This is a genomic window from Butyrivibrio sp. (genome assembly GCF_024699075.1).
This window is the reverse complement of sequence record NZ_JAILQF010000389.1, coordinates 1-2,302: the sequence shown is the minus strand read 5'-3', so window position 1 is coordinate 2,302 and position 2,302 is coordinate 1. Positions and strand designations below refer to the sequence as shown.

Genomic DNA, 2,302 nt, shown 5'->3' with positions numbered 1-2,302 from the left:
AGAACATCTGAATCAATCAAGTCACGCATGCGAATCCTGATCCTGATTTCATTGGGGTTTTCTTTGCTTGTCATATATAAAGGCCGTAATTCTGTAAACAACTTCTGTTCCATTTTCTACTCCGCCAATTCCGATTTGTTTATTAACACAATTTTACTTTCTTTGAAAACAAAAATAAAGCCCACATGTGAGGTGTGCGCCTCAGAATGTGAGCCCTATAGTTCCTTCCTTATTTAACTTTGATTGGTATCTCTGTCCCATCAATGAATCTGAATATTATTGTGTTGTCATTCTTTGCTTCAAGCTCACTCACCATCACTCCGAACAATACCTCGTCAAATTCTGCGATGGGCCCATCCAGGTTTTGAAGTTCATTAATGAAGTTATCCAAAAGGGCCTGGATGGCATCAACCTGAATGGCAAGCTCCCTCGTAATTTCTTCCTGCTTAGCTTTTAGTTTCTTTATATCACAGATGTCGGCCATACATGACTCTATGTTATATATGATCTCTTCTTTTTCAGTGATTAAAAGATTCATGGCTTTAAGAGAGAATTCTTTCAGTTCTTCTTCGGAATAACTTGGGGTACTGCACTTAGACCCATAAAAGCTTCCACAGTCTCCGCATTTTATCTTTGATCCAAAAACTTTTCTTCCCGAGTATCTTGTCGGCAGTAATGCGCGATTTTTCATCTCAACTTGTACCATATCGAAAACTTCCGGACTGATAATGGCTTCATGATCGTCTTCTATATAGTATTGGGGCACCTCACCATTATTCACTTTCAGTTTTTTCGTCAAGTAATCTGAAGTGTATCTTTTCTGCAGAAGGGCATCCCCTTTATACTTTTCATTTGAAAGAATATTTTTTACAATACCTCTATAATTATTACATAGATGTAACTGGAAGATGTACGAAAAAACTACTTGAAGTTGCTGGCGATACTAAATAGATAAGCTATATTTTAAAGGGCAAGGAGATTTATCCCCTTGCCCTTTTTTTACTTCTTCATCAAATACCGCAAAGAGCAATAGATAGTGTCAAATGTTTCTTATATCCATTAAATGCCTCCTTGATCGCATCAAAAAAGCACCTCCGAAGAGATGCTTTAATATCATATATTCTTTGTATATCTACATTTAGGGTAATTACTACAACCATAGAAACTGCCGTACTTACCATTTCTTTTCACAAGATTCCCACCACATTTTGGACAGATTCCTGCTTTTATAGAACGTTTCTCTGCTCGAGTTTTTTCTTGAATCCCACTAATATGAGCTTCTCTAGCTTCCTTTGAATCAACATTAGCTATAGTAAATATCCTGACTAATGCATCCATTTGTTCTTTACTTAAATACTCAGTCGAAGAGTTTTCTCTTATTGTATTGTTGAGATTTCCCCATTTAACAACAAGTGCTCTATTTACATCAACCTTTAATGTCGCATCTCCTGGAAATGTTACAATCGGTATGATCGGAACTCCAAATATATCATACTCATGAAGTAATGATTCTATAGCTTTTACATGCCCATAGTTTTGATGTATTGGATTCATAAACCTATTTTTGTGGCCATAAACAGATTGAGTCCATTCTCTTCCATTTTCAGAACCTAAAATCCATCCTTTATAATTCTTTACTTCAATAACAAAAATCCCATAACGAGATACAATTATATGATCTATCTGTGTTGTTCCAAGTCCTGCTCGAATCATCACATTATGAAGTATCTTGTATTCTTCTTTATCAAGACCATGAAGCAGAGTTGATATAGATGCTTCTCCTAAAAAACCTTTAATCAAAGGCAACCATGTGTTCTTGGTTAGTTTTAAGGCAATATAAATTCCTATAACTATCCATATCCAGTCATATTGACCCATACCATAATCCTCCCATAGTTCATTACTTTATCAGTATAACTTAGGAGATCATATAATTCATCAAAGAATCAAGATCTCCTGTCCCGACAGAATCATTCACAGCCCCCTTCACTATCTAAAAAAAGAGATGTGGCTCATTAAACCACATCTCTTTCGTTCCTGCGTTTTCTTATTTTACAATGCAATTTTCTCTGAATTTGTCTTGATCATCCCCACAACGTCCAGAATATTTCTTGCCGTACTCATATTATCTTTGAACAGGGTCGTAATACTTCCGACTGATTTAAACGGCTCTTTCATGAATACACTATTATCCTCGATATTTCCATTTGCAACGATGTAGTCTACAATCAATTTCACGAATCGAATCTGATTGATATTCAGCTTTTCATCTGTCAAAAATTGGCTAAAGGCTTCATTTACT

At 35.7% G+C, this 2,302-nt stretch carries 3 protein-coding genes and 1 pseudogene; all 4 read right to left on the bottom strand.

Going from position 1 to position 2,302, the window contains the following annotated elements; all coding sequences use genetic code 11:
- Window positions 1-229 precede the first annotated feature (229 nt).
- Window positions 230-706, bottom strand: a complete 477-nt coding sequence (locus tag K6G87_RS15600) for a hypothetical protein (protein WP_442863376.1) — start codon at window positions 704-706, stop codon at window positions 230-232.
- Window positions 707-739: 33 nt separating this feature from the next.
- Window positions 740-826, bottom strand: a pseudogene (locus K6G87_RS20100) (hypothetical protein); the annotation flags it as partial.
- 287 nt (window positions 827-1,113) lie between these two features.
- Entirely contained in the window at window positions 1,114-1,878 is a 765-nt protein-coding gene (locus K6G87_RS15595; RefSeq protein ID WP_296839298.1) for an NERD domain-containing protein, read from the bottom strand.
- A 174-nt stretch (window positions 1,879-2,052) separates the two neighbouring features.
- Window positions 2,053-2,302: type I restriction-modification enzyme R subunit C-terminal domain-containing protein (locus K6G87_RS15590; RefSeq protein ID WP_296839295.1), on the bottom strand; the 250-nt coding region annotated here is incomplete at its 5' end.